Source organism: Brevundimonas sp. (assembly GCF_046299535.1).
Lineage (GTDB): Bacteria > Pseudomonadota > Alphaproteobacteria > Caulobacterales > Caulobacteraceae > Brevundimonas.
Window position 1 is genome coordinate 191328 of record NZ_JBKBIB010000002.1, and the last position, 16434, is coordinate 207761.

The 16434-nt window shown below is 67.0% G+C and carries 22 protein-coding genes; 7 read left to right on the top strand and 15 right to left on the bottom strand.

Annotation, left to right across the window (positions count from 1 at the left end; all coding sequences use genetic code 11):
* The first annotated feature begins 123 nt into the window (after positions 1–123).
* The 4 genes from ACK4FB_RS02420 to ACK4FB_RS02435 all read left to right on the top strand — a co-directional run bounded on the left by ACK4FB_RS02420 (position 124) and on the right by ACK4FB_RS02435 (position 3509).
* Positions 124–597, top strand: a complete 474-nt coding sequence (locus ACK4FB_RS02420; protein ID WP_409747462.1) for a Dps family protein — start codon at positions 124–126, stop codon at positions 595–597.
* Positions 598–692: 95 nt separating this feature from the next.
* The gene (locus tag ACK4FB_RS02425; protein WP_409747464.1) at positions 693–1874 is read left to right on the top strand and encodes a cell wall hydrolase; all 1182 of its coding nucleotides are present in this window, start codon (positions 693–695) and stop codon (positions 1872–1874) included.
* A 94-nt stretch (positions 1875–1968) separates the two neighbouring features.
* The gene (locus ACK4FB_RS02430; protein ID WP_409747466.1) at positions 1969–3045 is read left to right on the top strand and encodes a sensor histidine kinase; all 1077 of its coding nucleotides are present in this window, start codon (positions 1969–1971) and stop codon (positions 3043–3045) included.
* Positions 3046–3101: 56 nt separating this feature from the next.
* On the top strand, positions 3102–3509 hold the full coding sequence (locus tag ACK4FB_RS02435; protein ID WP_409747468.1) for a response regulator: 408 nt from the start codon (positions 3102–3104) through the stop codon (positions 3507–3509).
* Positions 3510–3512: 3 nt separating this feature from the next.
* Here ACK4FB_RS02435 and trxB read toward each other — a convergent pair whose 3' ends face one another.
* Positions 3513–4523, bottom strand: coding sequence for a thioredoxin-disulfide reductase (gene trxB / locus ACK4FB_RS02440; protein ID WP_409747469.1), 1011 nt, complete (start codon positions 4521–4523; stop codon positions 3513–3515).
* 49 nt (positions 4524–4572) lie between these two features.
* On the opposite strand from trxB, the gene ACK4FB_RS02445 reads away from it, so the two are divergent.
* Complete coding sequence (locus ACK4FB_RS02445; RefSeq protein WP_409747471.1) at positions 4573–4809, top strand: hypothetical protein; 237 nt, start codon at positions 4573–4575, stop codon at positions 4807–4809.
* Here the strand turns inward: ACK4FB_RS02445 and ACK4FB_RS02450 are convergent.
* From ACK4FB_RS02450 to purQ, 8 genes are all read right to left on the bottom strand, one after another.
* Complete coding sequence (locus tag ACK4FB_RS02450) at positions 4806–5234, bottom strand: hypothetical protein (protein WP_409747473.1); 429 nt, start codon at positions 5232–5234, stop codon at positions 4806–4808. The two genes, ACK4FB_RS02445 and ACK4FB_RS02450, sit on opposite strands and share 4 nt — an antisense overlap.
* Positions 5235–5299: 65 nt before the next feature.
* Entirely contained in the window at positions 5300–5926 is a 627-nt protein-coding gene (locus tag ACK4FB_RS02455) for a 2OG-Fe(II) oxygenase (RefSeq protein ID WP_409747475.1), read from the bottom strand.
* Positions 5927–5930: 4 nt separating this feature from the next.
* Positions 5931–6905, bottom strand: coding sequence for a mitochondrial fission ELM1 family protein (locus ACK4FB_RS02460; RefSeq protein WP_409747477.1), 975 nt, complete (start codon positions 6903–6905; stop codon positions 5931–5933).
* The gene (gene greA / locus ACK4FB_RS02465; RefSeq protein WP_409747479.1) at positions 6896–7369 is read right to left on the bottom strand and encodes a transcription elongation factor GreA; all 474 of its coding nucleotides are present in this window, start codon (positions 7367–7369) and stop codon (positions 6896–6898) included. The genes ACK4FB_RS02460 and greA overlap by 10 nt, the downstream gene beginning before the upstream one ends.
* Before the next feature lie 107 nt (positions 7370–7476).
* Complete coding sequence (locus ACK4FB_RS02470; RefSeq protein WP_409747481.1) at positions 7477–7665, bottom strand: hypothetical protein; 189 nt, start codon at positions 7663–7665, stop codon at positions 7477–7479.
* Between the two features lie 81 nt (positions 7666–7746).
* Entirely contained in the window at positions 7747–8415 is a 669-nt protein-coding gene (locus tag ACK4FB_RS02475; RefSeq protein WP_409747483.1) for a glutathione S-transferase, read from the bottom strand.
* Positions 8416–8475: 60 nt separating this feature from the next.
* Positions 8476–8616 (bottom strand): hypothetical protein, encoded by a 141-nt coding sequence (locus ACK4FB_RS02480; protein WP_409747485.1) that lies wholly within the window; start codon positions 8614–8616, stop codon positions 8476–8478.
* 55 nt (positions 8617–8671) lie between these two features.
* The gene (gene purQ, locus ACK4FB_RS02485) at positions 8672–9334 is read right to left on the bottom strand and encodes a phosphoribosylformylglycinamidine synthase subunit PurQ (protein WP_409747487.1); all 663 of its coding nucleotides are present in this window, start codon (positions 9332–9334) and stop codon (positions 8672–8674) included.
* A gap of 138 nt (positions 9335–9472) precedes the next feature.
* Between purQ and ACK4FB_RS02490 the strand changes: the two genes are divergently transcribed.
* Complete coding sequence (locus ACK4FB_RS02490; RefSeq protein WP_409747489.1) at positions 9473–10726, top strand: TIGR02281 family clan AA aspartic protease; 1254 nt, start codon at positions 9473–9475, stop codon at positions 10724–10726.
* Between the two features lie 3 nt (positions 10727–10729).
* On the opposite strand, the gene ACK4FB_RS02495 is transcribed toward ACK4FB_RS02490, so the two are convergent.
* The gene (locus ACK4FB_RS02495; RefSeq protein ID WP_409747491.1) at positions 10730–11944 is read right to left on the bottom strand and encodes an MFS transporter; all 1215 of its coding nucleotides are present in this window, start codon (positions 11942–11944) and stop codon (positions 10730–10732) included.
* Positions 11945–12091: 147 nt separating this feature from the next.
* On the opposite strand from ACK4FB_RS02495, the gene ACK4FB_RS02500 reads away from it, so the two are divergent.
* Positions 12092–13861, top strand: a complete 1770-nt coding sequence (locus ACK4FB_RS02500) for a methyltransferase domain-containing protein (RefSeq protein WP_409747493.1) — start codon at positions 12092–12094, stop codon at positions 13859–13861.
* Here the strand turns inward: ACK4FB_RS02500 and ACK4FB_RS02505 are convergent.
* From ACK4FB_RS02505 to ACK4FB_RS02525, 5 genes are all read right to left on the bottom strand, one after another.
* On the bottom strand, positions 13858–14340 hold the full coding sequence (locus ACK4FB_RS02505; protein ID WP_409747495.1) for a YbhB/YbcL family Raf kinase inhibitor-like protein: 483 nt from the start codon (positions 14338–14340) through the stop codon (positions 13858–13860). The genes ACK4FB_RS02500 and ACK4FB_RS02505 overlap by 4 nt on opposite strands.
* A gap of 82 nt (positions 14341–14422) precedes the next feature.
* Entirely contained in the window at positions 14423–14770 is a 348-nt protein-coding gene (locus tag ACK4FB_RS02510; protein ID WP_409747497.1) for a DUF1428 domain-containing protein, read from the bottom strand.
* 24 nt (positions 14771–14794) lie between these two features.
* Positions 14795–15283: a VOC family protein gene (locus tag ACK4FB_RS02515; protein WP_409747499.1), complete on the bottom strand. Its 489-nt coding sequence runs from the start codon at positions 15281–15283 to the stop codon at positions 14795–14797.
* A gap of 4 nt (positions 15284–15287) precedes the next feature.
* Positions 15288–15950 carry a dihydrofolate reductase family protein gene (locus tag ACK4FB_RS02520; RefSeq protein WP_409747501.1) on the bottom strand — a complete coding sequence of 221 codons (663 nt, stop codon included), beginning with the start codon at positions 15948–15950 and terminating at the stop codon, positions 15288–15290.
* Between the two features lie 2 nt (positions 15951–15952).
* The gene (locus tag ACK4FB_RS02525) at positions 15953–16390 is read right to left on the bottom strand and encodes a VOC family protein (protein WP_409747503.1); all 438 of its coding nucleotides are present in this window, start codon (positions 16388–16390) and stop codon (positions 15953–15955) included.
* Between the last annotated feature and the right edge of the window lie 44 nt (positions 16391–16434).

Here is a 16434-nt window from a genome sequence, read left to right on the forward strand (position 1 = left end):
CAACGCTTTGACGTCAAACGCGTTCCGGCGCTGAATGAACAGCGGGCCGGGCGCAGAGGCTCTTGCAGTCAGCTCTGCCGTTCCTACCTCAACATCATCCCGAGTCGACCTCAAGGAGCAACCATGACCGCCAAGATGGACACCGGCCTGAAAAAGGCCGACCGCACCGACATCGCCGCCGAGCTGAAGAAGGTGCTGGCGGACAGCTTCGCCCTTTATCTGAAGACCCACGGCTATCACTGGAATGTGCGCGGGCCCCAGTTCTTCGGCCTGCACAACATGCTGGAGGAACAGTACCGCGAGCAGTGGGCGGCGCTGGACGAGATCGCGGAGCGCATTCGTTCGCTGGACGAAACCGCGCCCCAGGGCTTCGCCACCTTCGGCAACCAGACCAGCATCAAGGACGGCGACCCCGAGAAGGCGTCCCAGGCCATGATCGAGGAACTGGTCAGCGATCACGGCACGGTCATCGCCACCCTTCGTCAGGCCATCGAGACGGCTGATGAGGCCGGCGACGACGCCACCGCCGACCTGCTCACCCAGCGCCTGGCGGCCCACGAAAAGACCGCCTGGATGCTGCGCGCCACCACCCAGTGACGTGAACCTCTCGTAAGGTCGGAACAAGAAACCGCCGGAAAATGCGGGTATTCAAAGTGTGAAGGCGCGATATCACGCCGAAACCCGGAGCGCCGATGCGGACCCATGACGTCAGACAGGCCCTGAAGCGGACGTGGCGCATCGTCACGGCCGCGCCTGTCGTCGTGGGCGCCCTGGCGCTGGCCATGTCGGCCAGCTCGACCGTGCGCCCCGAGAGCGACCGCACCGCCGAAGGGTTGGCCCGGCTGACCCAGGGGCGGCTTGACGATGCCGGCCTGCTGGCGATTTCAGAGCGGCTGGACCCGGCGAGCCTTGCGCTGGCGCGGCGGCATGATCCCGCGTTCGGCGGACCGGATCTGACCGGGCTGACGCCGGGTTGGGAGACCCTGACCCTGAACGGACGCCCCCGTCTGGACGCCACGGCCTCCGGTGCGGAGGCGTTCCGTCTGAACGCGGCCATGGGCGCCCGGACGGACGCCCTGCGGCCCGCACGACCTTTCGTGTTCAACGCGGCCACGTCCGATGACCGGCGCCGCGCCGAGCGCTGCCTGACCCAAGCGGTCTATTACGAGGCGGCGCTGGAAAGCACCCTGGGGCAGGAGGCGGTGGCGCAGGTGGTGTTGAACCGCGTGCGTGACCCCAACTATCCCAGCACCGTCTGCGGCGTGGTGTTCCAGGGCGCCGAACGCACCACCGGCTGCCAGTTCAGCTTCACCTGCGACGGGGCCCTGTCCCAGGCGCCGGTGGACTGGGCCTGGCGGCGGGCCGAGACCGTGGCCCGGCGCGCGCTGGCGGGTCATGTGGCCGCAGAGGTAGGGACCGCGACCCACTATCACGCCGATTATGTCCATCCGTGGTGGGCGCCGACGGTGACCAAGATCCGTCAGATCGGCGCGCACATCTTCTATCGCTGGAACGGGGCCCTGGGCGATACGGCTGCATTCATCCAGACTCACTCAGGACGTGAGCCGGTGATCGACGAGGCGCGCTTCGCCCGGGCGCGCTTCCAGACCGCATCGACCGGGTCCGATGTCGAGAGTCTGGCCCAGGCGTCAGGCGCGGCCCCGCGTACGGTCGAGATCAACGGCGTCACTCGCGTGGTCGGCGTCATCAGCCTAGGCGGACGGCGCCAGCCCACCGCAGAGGAGGTGGCGGCCATCAACGCCCGCCTCGCCGATTACGAAGGCGGTCGTGATGCGGCTGCGGCCCCGGCGGCGTCGCTGCCCCCCGGGGTGACACCCCTGGACGTCGAGGAAGTCGGCCGCCCCGCCGGGTGAGCGCCAGGTCCCTGACTTTGCAACGATTGTCTGAAGTTGGCGTTTGGACTGACGCTCCCTTCATGGTGAAGACGGGGCGGGTTATGGAGCGCCCGTGAAGGATACCGTGAAGACCGACGACGCCGACGATCTGCGCAAGGCCCAGGAGGCCCTGTCCGCCAGCGAGGCCCGGTTCCGGGTGCTGGCTGACAGCATGCCGCAGATGGTTTGGTCCACCCGGCCCGACGGATTCCACGACTATTACAACGCTCGCTGGTACGAATTCACAGGCGTGCCCGAGGGGTCGACCGACGGCGAGGCGTGGAACGGAATGTTCCATCCTGAAGATCAGGCGAAGGCTCGAAAGCGCTGGGAAGACTCGTTGCGGACGGGCGAACCGTACGAAATCGAATATCGGCTGAGGCACCGGTCCGGCGTGTATCGATGGACCCTGGGCCGGGCCGTGCCGCTCAAGGACGAGAAGGGCGAGATCACCCGCTGGTTCGGCACCTGTACGGATATCGACGACCTGAAGCGCATGGAGCAGCACAAGGAAGTGCTGAGCCAGGAACTTAGCCACCGGATCAAGAACATCTTCGCTGTGGTGTCGTCCCTGACCGCCCTGTCCGCGCGCAAGCATCCGGAGGCGGCGCCATTCGCCCGCGACCTGCGCACGCGGATCGCGGCCCTGGCACGCGCCCACGAGTTCGTGCGGCCCCATACGGATGTGTCGCGCCCCACCGTCGGCGACATGACCCTGCACGCCTTTCTGGCGGACCTGTTCCGGGCCTATGCGGCGGAGGACGGGACGCCTCGCGTCATTCTGGCCGGCGATGACGCCGCCTTCGACGACCAGGCGGCGACGTCCGTGGCGTTGTTGTTCCATGAATTGGCGACGAACGCGGCCAAGTACGGCGCCCTGTCCATGCCTGAGGGGCATGTTCGGCTGACGACAGAGCTTCGCGAGGACCGATTTGTGCTCACCTGGGTCGAGGAGGGCGGACCTACCATCAGCCATGAGCCCCGCCATGTGGGCTTCGGCTCCAGCCTGACAACACTTTCTGTTGAAAATCAGTTGGGTGGAAAATTGGAACGAAGATGGGAGCCGCAGGGTTTGATCATCATTGCAGATCTTCCGTCCACTGCGCTGTCTCGCCGCAGGGCGGCGGCCAGGACCAATGAAACCCGGTAACGCCGTTCGGCGTTATCGTCGACGGAGGGCCCTTAGCGGGTTTGTGAGTTGAAGATATGAAACCGAGGATTTTGATCATCGAGGACGAAGCGATCGTGGCGATGGAGCTGCGCTTCGTGCTGGAGGATCTCGGATACGAGGTCGTGGACACCGTGGCCGACGCCAGTTCGGCCCGAAATATCGTGCTTGAGACCTCGGTGGATCTCGCTCTGGTAGACATCCATCTGTCGGACGGCCCGACTGGTGTCGAACTCGGCCGCGAACTGGCCAACGAGCAGAATGTCAGCGTCCTCTATATGACGGCCAACCCCGGCATGGTGCGTGACGGCGTGGCCGGGACGATCGGCGTCCTCACAAAGCCCACCGACGAACGGGCGGTGCAGACCGCTGTCGACTACGCCCTGCGTCGCCGTCAGGGCGAGATGTCGCCGCCCGCGCCTGCGGAACTGAGACTGTTCGGCTAAGGCTTACCAGGCGCCGATTTTTTCCGCTTCCTTGTGGCTGATGGGGTCGCCCGCTTTCGCGTGGTCGACCTCCGCCAGGAAGCGTGCGGCCTCCAGCGCCGCCATGCAGCCCATGCCTGCGGCCGTCACGGCCTGACGGTAGACGTCGTCGGTGACGTCGCCTGCGGCCCAGACGCCGGGGATGGCGGTGGCGGTGGTTCCGGGCTTCACCTTCAGATAGCCGCCTTCATTCATCTCCAGCTGGCCCTTGAACAGCTCCGACGACGGGGCATGGCCGATGGCGACGAAGAAGCCGTCACATGAAATCTCCCGGGTCTCGCCGGTTTGCGTGTTCTTCAGGCGCAAGCCGGTGACGCCCATGGGGTTTGCCGTTCCCAGCACCTCGTCCACCCCGTGGTTCCAGATCACCTCGACCTTGGGGTTGGCGAACAGGCGTTCCTGAAGAATTTTCTCGGCGCGGAACTCGTCGCGGCGGTGGACCACCGTGACCTTGGACGCGAAATTGGTGAGGAACAGGGCTTCCTCCACCGCCGTGTTGCCGCCGCCGACCACGACCACTTCCTTGTTGCGATAGAAGAAGCCGTCGCAGGTGGCGCAGGCGGATACGCCGAAGCCCTGGAATTTCTGCTCGGACGGCAGGCCCAGCCATTTGGCCTGGGCGCCGGTGGAGATGATGACGGTCTCGGCCAGCATCTCGCCGCCCGAATCCAGCTTCAACCGGAAGGGACGCTGCGACAGGTCCGCCTCCACCACGATGTCGTGGATCGCCTCGGTTCCCACATGCTCGGCCTGGGCCTGCATCTGCTGCATCAGCCAGGAGCCCTGGATGACCTCGGCGAAGCCGGGATAGTTCTCGACTTCGGTGGTGATGGTCAGCTGGCCGCCGGGCTGCAGGCCGGCGATGACCACCGGCTCCAGCATGGCGCGGGCGGCGTAGATGGCGGCGGTCCAGCCGGCGGGGCCTGAACCGATGATGGCGACACGGACTGTGCGGGGTGCGTTGGGATTCGACATGGTCCCAATCTAGGATGCAATCATCACGTTTGCGACATGGAGGACGCAGATGGCTGAGGACAAAAAGTCGGACGGCGCGGGGGCGGCGGGTCTGCCGCTCGGAATCGCCATGGGCATCGCCATCGGCACGGCGCTCGGCGTCGCCCTGAACAACATCGCGCTGGGGATCAGTCTGGGCGTCGCCATCGGCGTCGGCATCGGCCTGAGCATGAACGCTTCGCGCCGTGACAAGGACAAGAACGGCGGCAACGAGGGTGACGCCGGCGGGATGGACGCTGAGTCCTAGTCCTCGTCGCGTGACCACACTGCGAATACGCAATCGACCGGATCCAGCAGGATCATCACGTCGCGTCCCCGGTTCGACGTTCTGGGAACGCCGTCCACCCAATCTGCAGGACCATAGTAGCGGTTGAACGGGATATCGCCGGGTTGCCCCAGGCCTGAGTACTGGTAGGTCACACCGTCGATCACCAAGGGCTCTCGGGCCCGAAACCAGGGCCGCTGCCGCGCGGTCGTTTCGGCGGAGGCGTCAAAGGGGACGGCGGGGCCGTTCCCAGGCCACCACCAGATGGAGCCGTCTGGACGCTCGACGCCCCGGTGGCGGTCAAAATAACCCGGCTGGGCGGAGCAGATGTCCACGCGCGGACGCCGGGCGTCTTCGGCGGAAATCTGAACGGCGGCCAGAAAGACCATGAAGGTGGCCAGGATCATGAACCGATAGCACCACGGGCCTCAAGGCGTGTCCAGAACGCCTCCCTGTCGATATCTGACAAGGGTCACGCCATTTCGGCGGCCTTGCGCTTCTTGGACATGGCCGAGAGGCGGTGGCGGAACTGCTCCCAGGCCACGACGCGGCGGCTGGTTACCCAATTCATCTGGATGGCGCGGCGCTTGCCCTCGAAGGGCTCATGGCCGTGGTACGAGGTGTCCGAGCGGCGGAAGATCAGCAGGGTCCCGCCGCTGGGCGGCACCTCGGCGGCCACATCGTTCAGGTCGTCGCTGTTGAGGATGCGCAGGCGCCCGCCGTCCGCGTCCCAGTCGTCGTTCATGTAGAGCAGGACGGTGATGATCTTGGACTTCGAATCCGTATGGATCTTGCCGTCGGTGGCGCGGCAGCGGCCGCGCACGGTGAACATGGTGGGCTTGCCGCGCAGGTCGATATCGAACTTCGCCTCCACCGCCTTGCGGAACGCCGGGCCGTCCATCTCGGCGAGCATCTCGGCGAAGCGGCCATGGATGTCCAGTTCGCTGGGGGGCACCGAGCCGGGGACGTCCATGGATGGGAAATCCCTGCTGACCTCGCCGAAAACCTCGGTCTTCACAAAGTTCTCGACCACCAGAAAGTCATAGGGCTCGCGCCGCAGGGGGGCGGCGTTCAGCTTGTCGATGTCCAGCAGGGCCATGGGCCTACTCCGCGTTCAGAACGACGCCCCGTTCGGACAGACGTCGCCGCAGGGCATCGGCAATATAGGTGGTCGCGTCCACCGGCGCATAGCTCCATGCGTCAAGACGCCCCTCGAAAGGCCGGGTGGCGCCGGTAGCGGCCAGGGCCTGATGGTAACGGTCGAACTTGGATCCCCCGCCCCCGGGCGGATGGAACACATGCACCGGCTTGCCGGTGGAGGCCGCCTCGCCCGCCATGTTCACGGAATCGGCGGTGACGATGATGGAGTCGGCCATGGCGACCCATCCGGCGTAGGGATTGGGACCGGAACCGTCATAGAGCCGGGCGGACCGGGATGCGGCCCACTGGCGCAGGCGTTCGATAAAGGCGGGCGGGGTGCGGCGCGAGGCGGTGACGAGGACGGTTCCGCCGCTCGCCGCCTGATCGGTCAGGGCCAGCAGGCGGTCCAGTTCAACCGCGTCGAAGCGATAGACGCCGTTGGGTCCGCCCACCATCAGCAGCACCAAGGGGCGGGGCAGGGCGGCGAGGTCGGCCGCGGCCCGGGCGCCTTCCCCGGCCAGACGCGCGGCGTTCAGGCGGTGCGGCGAGGTCAGGGTCTTGAGAACATTGGGGCCGCGCACCGGATCATGATCGGGCGCCCAGATGAAATCGAAGGCGCGGGGACCGGTCTTCGGGTCCTGAAGGGCGACGGTGAAAACCTTGCCGTCGGAGACGGTGCGGATGGCGCGGGCGTAAGGCGCAGCCTGTCGCCCGACCGAGATCACAAGCTGCGGCCAAGGCGGCGAAAAGCGCCCTCTGTCGCCCACTTCGCCAGGCGCGACCGGCCCCCATGGCGCCAGCCAGCGCCAGGGCGCTTTGGGAGCCACATGGAACAGGTCGTGACGGACGCCGAGCGCTTCGGCCACGCCGCGCGCCTGAACATCGGAGCCGGTCGCCCCGTTGGTGATGAGCCAGACGGGAGTCGGGCTTATTTCCACTCGACCTTGAGGATCTCGTAGGCCTTCACGCCGCCGGGGGTGTTCACCTCGACCACGTCGCCGACCTCCTTGGAGATCATGGCGCGGGCGATGGGAGACGTGACAGAGATTTTGCCCTGCTTCACGTCGGCTTCGTGTTCGCCGACGATCTGGTAGCGGCCCTCTTCCTCGGTGTCCTCGTCGACCACGGTGACCGTGGCGCCGAACTTCACCTGGTCGCCGTTGAGCCTGGACACGTCGATGACCTGGGCGCGACTGATCTTGTCCTCGATCTCCGCGATCTGGCCTTCGATCCAGCCCTGGCGCTCCTTGGCGGCGTGGTATTCCGCGTTCTCCGACAGGTCGCCGTGCTCGCGCGCTTCCGAGATCGCGGCGATCACCGCAGGGCGCTCGACCGACTTGAGTTGCTTCAACTGGCTATCGAGGGCGGCGTAGCCCTCGACCGTCATCGGCACTTTTTCCATGTGCGATTGGTTTTCTTATTCGCCCAAAGACAAGGTGTTTACGCAAACAAATGCCGGTCGAGGGCGTTTCGACCGGCCAGAGAGGATAGGTTGCGTCGCGGCGGACTTCAAGCGGTCGTGTCTCGCGTTTGCGAAAGACGATGGCGAACCAGGCGCCAGCCGAGCCAGACAAGGCCCGCGCCCACAAGAAGCGCCGCCAGACCGGAAGCCGCCGCCACGCCTGCGGCAAGGAAGGCGAAGACCAGGGTAATGCCGGCCAGCGCCAGGGAGACGTACTGAATAACTGAAAGTCGCATGGCCATCTAACGGACGACGGCCGTATAGGGTTGCGTCGATGTCGCCTACGGCCGGGCGGTCTCGCGCGAACGTGAGCGGGGCTATGCAGAATAGGCGTAGGGTCCGCCGCGCTTGATCGCCGCCTGCCAGGCCGGGCGGGCATGGATGCGCTCAAGGAAGGTTCCGATGTTCGGCCGTCCCTCGGTCACGGCCATGCGCGTGGCGGCGGCCTCCAGCGGAAAGCTCATCATGATGTCGGCGGCCGTGAAGTCCGGCCCGGCGAACCAGCCGGTGCGGGCCAACTCGCTGTTCCAGTAATCGGCGTGGGTCTTCAGCTGGGGGTCGATGAAGCTCTTGTTGGCCGCCTTGACGATGCCGCCCACGATGGGCTTGACCAGACCCGGCGCGCGCTTAGGCAGCTGGCTGAACACGAGCTTGAGCAGCAGGGGCGGCATGGCCGAGCCTTCTGCGTAGTGCAGCCAGTACGTGAAGCGAAGACGTTCCGCTGAACCGGCGGCAGGCCGCAAACGGCCCTGGCCGTGCGTATCCAGCAGGTACTCGATGATCGCCCCGGTCTCGGCCACGCGAATGTCGCCGTCGTCCAGAACCGGCGACTTGCCCAGCGGATGGATGGCCTTCAGCTCGGCGGGGGCCAGCATGGTCTGGGGATCGCGCTCATAGCGGCGCACCTCGTAGGGCAGGCCAAGCTCCTCCAGCAGCCACAGGACGCGTTGGGAGCGGGAATCGGCGAGGTGATGGACGATGATCATGAACGGCCCTTTTGACAGGCCGCCATCATGACGCGCGGCGAGCGGCGCCGTAAAGCGCGATCAGCGCCGCTTGCGACGGCTGTTCGCGAACAGTCTCCATGCGAGGGTGGCCAGGGCCAGCTTTCCGGCGTTGCGGCCGGCGAAACGGCGCGCGCCGCGATTGAGCAGCAGTCCGCCGACGAGGGTGGCGAGTCTGGGCATGGGAGGACTCCGTCATTTTCCGTTGCCGGTCAAACGGATGAAGCCGCGCCTTGGTTCAGGCCGAGGCCATCACGCTCTGGAACAGCGCAGCGCCGTCGGCGGAGCCCAGCTCGGCTTCGAAGGCCCGGTCGGGGTGGGGCATCATGCCCAGCACATTGCCCCGCTCGTTGACGATGCCGGCGATGTCGCGGGCGGAGCCGTTGGGGTTGGCGACATAGCGAAACACCACCTGGCCCTCGCCCTCCAGCCGGTTCAGGGTCTCCTCGTCGGCGAAATAGTTTCCGTCCCCGTTGCCCTGGGTCATGACCACCTCGCGCCGGCCCTGATAGGCGGCGGTGAAGCGGGTCTGGCCGTTGGCGACCTCAAGCTCGATGGGCTTGCAGACGTATTTGAGCCCGGCGTTCTTCATCAGGGCGCCGGGCAGCATCCCGGCCTCGCACAGAATCTGGAAGCCGTTGCAGATGCCCACCACCGCAACGCCCGCTTCGGCGGCCTTCTTCACCGCCTCCATGATCGGCGCGCGGGCCGCCATGGCGCCGGCGCGCAGATAGTCGCCATAGGAAAACCCGCCCGGCAGGATGACCAGGTCCACGCCATAGGGAAGCTCGGTGTCGGCGTGCCAGACCATGTCCACCCTGGCGCCGGTGGAGCGTTCGACGGCGACCTTGCAGTCGCGGTCACAGTTGGAACCCGGGAAAACGATGACGGCTGCGCTCATGGCGCGGGCCTGTAGCAGGGTTCGCGGCCGCTGTCAGGATGTGGACCGGGGGAACTGCGCCAGCTTACCGATTATTCATCGGACCCTGACAGCGGCCCGTGGCATTGATGGGGGCCCGAGACGAAGAGGACGGATTTCATGCAGCGAGTGTTGCGCGCCCTGACGACCGGGGCGCTCTGTCTGACGTTGACGGCGGGAGTCGCCCTCGGTGATCCCCGCCCCGAAACCTGGGTTCATCCGGAGGGGGCCGAGGCGGCGCGCGACGAGGTGGCGCCCGGCGGCCCGGAAGCGCGTCTGCTGGACGGTGTGCTCGCCGCCTTCGCCATGGATGATGCAGGGGCGATCCGCCTTCTTGCTCCGCTGACGGAAGACGGCCGCGTGGACGCCTCCGTGAGCCAGGCGGCCGCGTCCACCCTGGGCGGGGTTCTGCTGCGCCAGGGACGCTACGCCGAGGCCGCCGCGGCGTTTGATATCGCCCTTGCGGATCATGGCCTGGATGAGGAGCGGCGCCTGGGTCTGCAGCAGTCCCGGGCGGTCGGCGCGGCGCTGGCTTCAACACCGGCCCAGCGGTTGGCGGCCTATGAGGCGGGGTCTGTTCCCCTGGGGCGCGATCTGGCGGGGCTCGCCATCGCCGAGGTGGAGATCAATGGGCAGACGCGAGGCTTCGTGGTGGACACCGGAGCCAACCTGTCCGTCGCCACCGAGAGCCAGGCCCGCGCCCTCGGATTGAGACCGGTGGCCGGCGACGTGACCGTGGGCAGCGTCACATCCAGCTCTGCGGCCGCGAATCTGGCCGTGGCGGACCAGGTGATCCTCGGCTCTCTGGTTTTTCACGACGTGGTGTTTCTGGTCATGCCCGATGAGGCGCTGACCTTCGCCGACGGCGCCTATCGCATCGACGGCATTCTCGGCTTTCCTGTACTCTCGTCGCTGGAGCGTCTCAGCTTCGAGCAGGCGGAGAACGGCGAGCGTCTGGCGTGGGCCCGCAGCGGACCGGCGACGGATCATCGCAACCTGTTCGTGGCGGGCCTGACGCCTCATGTCTATCTGGAGTTGGCGGGCCAGACCGCCGTGTTCGCGCTGGACACCGGCGCGAACACCACCTCGCTCAGGCAGTCCGCCATAGAGCGCAATCCCGAACTGCTGGATCGCGCGCGCCGCGCCGGCCACGCGTTCGGCGGGGCGGGCGGCGAGACCCGGACGCAGGGCTGGACTCTGCCCAGCCTGGATCTGGTCGTGAACGGCGTGACCGTGTCGTTGCAGGACGTCAGCGTCGTCGATGAGGCGATCAGCCGGGAAGGCGTGCTGGGGCGCCTTGGCCGCGACGCTCTGGCCGGGGGTTTCGTGCTGGATTTCCCGGCCGGGGTCTTCGCGTTGATCGGCAGGGAGTAGGGATCAGGACGCGGGGGCGCAGGCGCGGGCGTCGGTCCGCTTCTGGTCCAGCCACGCGGCGATCCAGATGATGAGCCCGCCGATGGACAGCGCACACCCGACCCAGCCGGTGACGGACCAGCCATAGCCTGCGCTGATGGCGGCGCCGGCGAGGAACGGTCCCAGGGCGTTGGCGGTGTTGAAGGCGGAGTGATTCAGCGCCGCAGCCAAGGTCTGGGCGTCGCCGGCCACGTCCATCAGGCGCGTCTGCAGGATCGTGCCCAGCCCGCCGCCCATGCCGACCATGAAGGCCAGAATCCCCATGGACCACAGATGGCCGGTGGCGAAGGGATAGATGGCCAGGGTGACGGCGCTCCAGGCCAGCAGCACGGCGGCGGCCCTGAAGCCCAGCTTGTCGGCGGCCCAGCCCCAGCCGATGTTGCCCGCCGCTATGCCCAGACCGAATACCGCCAGCATAATCGGGACCACCGGCTCGCTGACGCCGGTCACGGCCAGCAGGGTGGCGGAGAAGTAGGCATAGACCGCGAACATGCCGCCGAAGCCCACAGCGCCGACGCCCAGCGTCAGCCAGACCTGACGACGCTTCAGGGCGTCCAGTTCGCGCAGGGGGCTGGCGTCGGGGCGGCGCGGATCGCGCGGAACGAGGAAATAGACAAGCGTCATTGTGATCAGCGCCAGCACCGAGACGATGACGAAGGCCCAGCGCCAGCCGAAGGTCTGGCTGACCAGGGTGGCGAAGGGCACGCCCACTATGGTGGCGATGGCCAGGCCCAGCAGGATGCGCGACACGGCCTGGGCGCGCTTGCCCGGGGGCGCCACGGAAGCTGCTACGAGCGCGGCGACCCCGAAATAGGCGCCGTGGGGCACGCCCGACAGGAAGCGGAACACCAGCATCCACTCATAGGTGGGCGCCAGGGCGCTGAGCCCGTTGGCCAGGGCGAACAGGCCCATCAGAACGATCAGCAGCACGCGCCGCGACATGCGCGCGCCCAGCACCGCCAGAACCGGCGCGCCGATGACGACGCCAAGCGCATAGGCGCTGATCACGTGGCCCGCGGTGGGCTCGTCCACGCCGAGGCCGGCGGCGAACCAGGGCAGGATGCCCATGGACGCGAACTCGGTGGCGCCGATGGCGAAGCCGCCCATGCCCAGGGCCAGCAGGATCAGCCGAACATTGGGCGCGCCTTCAGGGGCTGAGGCGAGGGAGGGGGGCGCCACGGGCAAGCTCGGAAATAAAGGAATGGTGCGTCGCAATATAATCAATGATCATATGACCGCAACCTGCGTCACCCAAAGTGATCAGCCATTGCGCCCCGCACCCCGGGCCCACTACCGTGGCGGCGAACCTCAGGATCGTCGTTTTTCATGCCCGCAAGCCCGCGCCCCCTGGAAGGGACTCTTCGTCCCGCCCTGAATCGTGTTTATGACGGCGCATCCATCGCCATCGAGCCGTTCCAGCAATTTCCTGTGGTGATCGACCGGCTGGCGCAATTGAAGTCGGCCCTCGACCTGTCGCCGCCGGCAGGTCTTGCGCTTGAGTTCGGCGTGTTCAAGGGCGTCTCCCTGCGAGCCCTGGCCCTGGCCTTTCCCGGGCGACGTTTCACGGGGTTCGATTCCTTCGAGGGCCTGCCGGAAGCTTGGCGTCGCAGCGAAACCAGCACCTATGAGGCGGGCCATTTCGCCTTGAAGGCCTTGCCGGCCATGCCTCCCAATGTGGAGCTGGTGGCGGGCTTCTTCGAGGATACGCTGGACGCATGGCTTGAGGCCAACCCGGGACCTGTGGGCTTCGTGCATGTGGATCCGGATCTGTATTCCGCCGCCAAAGTTGTACTGGATCGTCTGACGGATCGGCTCGCTGACGGGGCGGTGCTGGTGTTCGACGAACTCGCCGACTGGAAGGACGAAGGGGTTTATCCCCTCTGGCGCGAGGGCGAGTGGCGCGCCCTGTGCGAGTGGCTGGATGAACAGGGGTTCTGCTTTCGCATCCTGTCGCGCAGCCCGCGCTTCGAGGCCGCGATCCAGGTCTATCGCAAGCCGCCTCCGGGCCGCCGCGCCGCCGATGACCTTGCCCATGCGGCCAGCCTGTGGGCGCGCGGCGAGCGAACCACCGCCATCTCGCTTCTTGAGGAAGCCACGACTGCGAAACCTGATTGGCTGACGGGGCTGCACCGCCTGGCGCAGTGGCGCACCAGGGCGCGGCATGGCGAGGCCGCCCTGGCCGTCATCGAGCAGGCGCGGGCGGCGGCGGGCGGCAAGGCGACCGGCGCGGTGATCGACCTGGACCGTTTGAGCGCCGAAAACCGGTATCGCCTGGGTGATCTGGAGCAGGCGGCCACCGACATCGCGCGGTTTCGGCGGCGACGGCCCGATCATGTCTCGGGCCTGACGCTGAACGCCCTGATCGCCGCGCGCTGTGGCCGGCATGAGGAGTCGTCGGCCCTGTGGACCCGGGCGGCGCAAATTTCCGGTTCAGCCGCGTACGATGAGAACGCCAGGGAGCAGAACACCCTGTCGGAGATCCGGCCGGAATTCCGGGCCATGCGCAAGAGCGGCCTTATGATCCAGCACCTTGTTGACGATCGCGTCTTCGAGACGGTGCTGGACATCGGCAGCGGCGCCGGCGAACAGGCCGAGGCCCTGCGCCGGCATGGGAAAAGGGTCACCGAGCTAGACTACGGCGAAAGTCCATCGTTCCTCAGCCGCGACGATGGCGGCGCAGTGATCATCGGCGATTTCCTGCAGACCCGGTTCGAGACGCCCTTTGACTGCGCCATCGCCTCCCACGTGCTGGAGCACCAGATGAACGTGAACGCCTTTCTGAAGGCGCTGCACGCCAGCGTCCGCGAGGACGGGATCGTGGCCATCTCCGTGCCGCCGCTGAAGCACCAGATCGTGGGCGGACACCTGACCCTGTGGAACGCTGGTCTGGTGCTCTACAATCTGGTGCTGGCGGGCTTCGACTGTCGCACGCCATGGATCCGGCAATACGGCTACAATATCTCGGTGGTGATCCAGAAGCGGACGATCAGCCCCGTGGGGCTGGTGTTCGACAAGGGCGACATTGACCGCATCGCCCCATGGCTCCCCGAGGGTTTCCGCGAGGGCTTCAACGGCGATATCCGCAGGCTGGGTTAGCCCTCGTTTTCGTAGATGGCGGTGATCTGCGCCCGGGCCAGGGTGTGGAAGTGCAGATTGAAGCCGAATACGGCGCCGGAATTGTCCGAGGTCACGTCCAGCTTGTCCGTGTCCACGGCGAAGACGGTGAAGATGTAGCGGTGCGGGCCGTGGCCGGGAGGCGGGGCTGCGCCGCCGAAACCGGCGTCGCCGTAATCGGTTCGGCCCTGAACCGCGCCTTTGGGCAGGTTCGCACCGCCCACTGCGCCCGCGCCCCGGGCCAGTTCGGTTACGTCTGCGGGGATGTTGGCCACCGTCCAGTGCCAGAAACCGGAGCCGGTGGGAGCGTCGGGGTCATAGCAGGTGATGGCGTACGACTTCGTCCCCTCCGGCGCGCCGGACCACGTCAGGTGGGGCGAGGTGTCGCCGTGCGCCTTCACATGGGCGTCGGGCAGCGTGCCGCCGTCCTTGATGTCGCTGGATGTGACTGTGAAGGTCATGGGCGTCTCCCTGTCCGGTAATGCGCTCTGAACGCGCTCGCCGGACAGGGGATGCAGGACGCGCGTGGCGCGCGTCAACACGTCAGACGTCCAGAATCGGGCTGAACCCGCCGTAGATCATGCGCTTGCCGTCGAACGGCATCTCCATGTTGGCCATGCGCGGGTCTTCCATCATCTTCGCCCAGCCGGCGTCGCGGGTCGCCTTGTCCGGCCAGGCGATCCAGGAGAACACCACGCTTTCGCCGTCCTTGCGCTGGACCGAGCGGCGGAAGTCGGTGACCTTGCCGTCCGGCACATCGTCCTCCCAGCATTCGACGACGCGCTCGGCGCCGAACTCCTTGAAGATGTCGGCGGCGAATTTGGCGTGCTCCAGATAGGCGTCCTTGTTGGCGTCGGGCACGGCGGCGAGGAATCCGTCAACGTAGCTCATGGGTCGTCTCCTTTGGGCATGGGGTCAGGCGTTTGCGGCTGCCCGCTCCAGGGCGGCGATGTCGATCTTCTTCATGGACATCATGGCCTGAAAGGCGGCCCTGGCGCGGGCCGGGTTCGGGTCGTCGTAGAATTCGATCAGGCGGCGCGGCGTGATCTGCCAGTTGACGCCCCAGCGGTCCTTGCACCAGCCGCACTGGCTTTCGGCGCCGCCGTTGCCGACGATGGCGTCCCACAGGCGGTCGGTCTCGGCCTGGTCGTCGGTCATGACCATGAAGGAAACGGCTTCGGTCTGCGGGAAGGTCGGACCGCCGTTCAGACCCAGATACTCGCGGCCGGCGAGGGTGAACTGGACGACCAGCTCCTGGCCCTCGGCGGTCGAGGGGTTGTCGGCCGGGCTGGCGTGGACGCCGTCGATCCGGCTGTCGGGCAGGCCCAGGGAGACGTAGAATTCAGCGGCCTTGCGGGCCTGGCCCACGTCGTACCAGATGCAGGGGATGATCTTGTCGGTCATTGGATTAATCCGGTTTGCCGTTGATGTCGGCGCGGCGTTTCACCTCGTCCTCCGACGGTGTGTCCATGGCGAAGGAGCCGCTGGGAACCTCGCCTGCGCGCTCATAACGGGCGACCACGACGCCCTTGTCGGTGGTGCGCGAGCCAGCCAGTTCGAGGCCCGCCGGCGCGGCCTCGCCGCCGAACAGCCGCTTTCCGCGACCAAGCAGGACAGGGAAGATCAGCAGGGTGAACTGATCGACCAGATCGGCCTTCAGCAGCGACTGGATCAGGTCCGCCGAGCCCTGGGTCAGCAGGTCGGGGCCGTCCCCGGCCTTCAGCGCCTGCACGGCCGACACGGCGTCCGGCCCGATGGCTTGGCTGTTGGTCCAGTCCAGCGGACGCGGGGCGCGGGTGGCCACATATTTGGGCATGGCGTTCAGCGCATCGGCGAAGGCGTCGGTCTGGTGCGGCCAGTGGGCGGCGAAGATGTCGTAGGTCTTGCGGCCCAGCAGCAGCGCCCGGGGCGGGGAGAAGAAGCGGTCGACCTCCTCGCCCAGCGCCTCGTCGAAATGGGGGACGACCCAGCCGCCATGGGCGAAGCCGCCCGAACGGTCTTCTTCCGGCCCCCCCGGCGCCTGCATGACACCGTCCAGGCTGACGAAGGCGGCGACGTGGAGCCGGCGCATGATCAGGCTCCCGCGGGCTCGAGCGCCCCGGCGCCCTGCGCGGCGGCGGCCGGGTCCATCCACATGACTTCCCAGATGTGGCCGTCGGGGTCTGCGTAGCTGCGGCCGTACATGACGCCGAAGTCCTGGGTGGGCGTGGGATCGGCGAGGCCGCCGGCCGTGGCGGCGCGCGCCGTCGCGTCATCGACCGCCTGGCGGCTGTCCTCGGAGAGGCACAGCAGCACCTGGGCGCTCTTGTGTGCGTCCGGAATGGCCCGGTCGGTGAACGTCGACCATTTGGCGTGGGTCAGGAGCATGACGTGGATCACGTCGGACACGACCATGCAGGCGGCGGTTTCGTCCGAGAACAGGGGGTTTTTCACCGCGCCGACGGCTTCATAGAAAGCGATGGACCGGTTCAGGTCGGCAACGGGCAGGTTGATGAAGATCATCCGCGTCATGGGGCTCTCCGTTCGTTGTGATGGAAACCCTGCCCCCATCTGTT

What these genes read in the sequence shown, in the direction of transcription:
- ACK4FB_RS02420 (WP_409747462.1), top strand. Translation starts at nt 124, where the DNA reads ATGACCGCCAAGATGGACACCGGCCTGAAAAAGGCCGACCGCACCGAC.
- ACK4FB_RS02425 (WP_409747464.1), top strand. Translation starts at nt 693, where the DNA reads ATGCGGACCCATGACGTCAGACAGGCCCTGAAGCGGACGTGGCGCATC.
- ACK4FB_RS02435 (WP_409747468.1), top strand. Translation starts at nt 3,102, where the DNA reads ATGAAACCGAGGATTTTGATCATCGAGGACGAAGCGATCGTGGCGATG.
- trxB (WP_409747469.1), bottom strand. Translation starts at nt 4,523, where the DNA reads ATGTCGAATCCCAACGCACCCCGCACAGTCCGTGTCGCCATCATCGGT.
- ACK4FB_RS02445 (WP_409747471.1), top strand. Translation starts at nt 4,573, where the DNA reads ATGGCTGAGGACAAAAAGTCGGACGGCGCGGGGGCGGCGGGTCTGCCG.
- ACK4FB_RS02450 (WP_409747473.1), bottom strand. Translation starts at nt 5,234, where the DNA reads ATGATCCTGGCCACCTTCATGGTCTTTCTGGCCGCCGTTCAGATTTCC.
- ACK4FB_RS02455 (WP_409747475.1), bottom strand. Translation starts at nt 5,926, where the DNA reads ATGGCCCTGCTGGACATCGACAAGCTGAACGCCGCCCCCCTGCGGCGC.
- greA (WP_409747479.1), bottom strand. Translation starts at nt 7,369, where the DNA reads ATGGAAAAAGTGCCGATGACGGTCGAGGGCTACGCCGCCCTCGATAGC.
- ACK4FB_RS02470 (WP_409747481.1), bottom strand. Translation starts at nt 7,665, where the DNA reads ATGCGACTTTCAGTTATTCAGTACGTCTCCCTGGCGCTGGCCGGCATT.
- ACK4FB_RS02475 (WP_409747483.1), bottom strand. Translation starts at nt 8,415, where the DNA reads ATGATCATCGTCCATCACCTCGCCGATTCCCGCTCCCAACGCGTCCTG.
- ACK4FB_RS02480 (WP_409747485.1), bottom strand. Translation starts at nt 8,616, where the DNA reads ATGCCCAGACTCGCCACCCTCGTCGGCGGACTGCTGCTCAATCGCGGC.
- purQ (WP_409747487.1), bottom strand. Translation starts at nt 9,334, where the DNA reads ATGAGCGCAGCCGTCATCGTTTTCCCGGGTTCCAACTGTGACCGCGAC.
- ACK4FB_RS02490 (WP_409747489.1), top strand. Translation starts at nt 9,473, where the DNA reads ATGCAGCGAGTGTTGCGCGCCCTGACGACCGGGGCGCTCTGTCTGACG.
- ACK4FB_RS02500 (WP_409747493.1), top strand. Translation starts at nt 12,092, where the DNA reads ATGCCCGCAAGCCCGCGCCCCCTGGAAGGGACTCTTCGTCCCGCCCTG.
- ACK4FB_RS02505 (WP_409747495.1), bottom strand. Translation starts at nt 14,340, where the DNA reads ATGACCTTCACAGTCACATCCAGCGACATCAAGGACGGCGGCACGCTG.
- ACK4FB_RS02510 (WP_409747497.1), bottom strand. Translation starts at nt 14,770, where the DNA reads ATGAGCTACGTTGACGGATTCCTCGCCGCCGTGCCCGACGCCAACAAG.
- ACK4FB_RS02515 (WP_409747499.1), bottom strand. Translation starts at nt 15,283, where the DNA reads ATGACCGACAAGATCATCCCCTGCATCTGGTACGACGTGGGCCAGGCC.
- ACK4FB_RS02520 (WP_409747501.1), bottom strand. Translation starts at nt 15,950, where the DNA reads ATGCGCCGGCTCCACGTCGCCGCCTTCGTCAGCCTGGACGGTGTCATG.
- ACK4FB_RS02525 (WP_409747503.1), bottom strand. Translation starts at nt 16,390, where the DNA reads ATGACGCGGATGATCTTCATCAACCTGCCCGTTGCCGACCTGAACCGG.